An 800-nucleotide genomic window follows, 5' to 3' on the forward strand; every position below is an offset into this window, starting at 1 on the left:
GGACGGTTCTAGACCTGGCGGGCAACCCGCTCGCGGGGGTGCTTGACGCCAGCGAGGCCTGTGTGATCGATAGATCACCGCCACAGGTCACCATCTCCACCACGGTGGCCAGCCCGTCGGACCAGCCCGAAATTCCCATCGACATTATTTTCGATGAAGTAGTTCAGGGTTTCTCACTGGACGATCTGGCCGTGGCAAACGGGACCGTGACGGATTTGCAGGGCGACGGCGTGATCTACAGCGCCACCCTGCGGCCCAGCGCGGCGGGGGAGATCCTCGTGACGCTTATTCCGGGCTCCCTTGAGGACACCGTGGGCAATGTGATCGGAGAAGTTCCGGGTCTCTCTATCGAGTTCGCGCCGGGGGGCGAAGGCGAAGGCGAGGGTGAGGGCGAGGGCGAGGGCGAAGGTGAGACCTGCGAGGAGCAGTGCTCGGGCGAGAATGTTGATGCGGACGGCGACGGGCTCAGCGCCTGTGTGGAGAATTGCATCGGCACCAGCGACGCCGCTACGGATACCGATGGAGATGGTATTGCGGACAGCTACGAGCGCCGGTACGGCCTCGATCCGCTTTCCGATGACGCGGCGGACGACGCGGATTTCGATGACCTGTCCAATCTGGCCGAATTTCTGGTCAACAGCGATCCTGCCGACGCCAACAGCCCGGACAGCACCCTGTTTGTGGCTCCTGACGGGAGCGACGAAGCCGGAAATGGTACCGAGTCGTCGCCCTGGCGAAGCATCGCCTTTGCCCTGGAGCAAGCCGTCCTGCTGGACCGCGATTCCATGCGAATCGTTGTT

At 63.1% G+C, this 800-nt stretch carries 1 protein-coding gene; it reads left to right on the forward strand.

The genetic code is table 11. From position 1 onward, the window contains the following. On the forward strand, positions 1–800 hold an 800-nt coding region (locus tag JNK74_28485), incomplete at both ends, for a hypothetical protein (GenBank protein ID MBL7650126.1).

The sequence above is a fragment of the Candidatus Hydrogenedentota bacterium genome (genome assembly GCA_016791475.1).
Taxonomy (GTDB): domain Bacteria; phylum Hydrogenedentota; class Hydrogenedentia; order Hydrogenedentales; family JAEUWI01; genus JAEUWI01.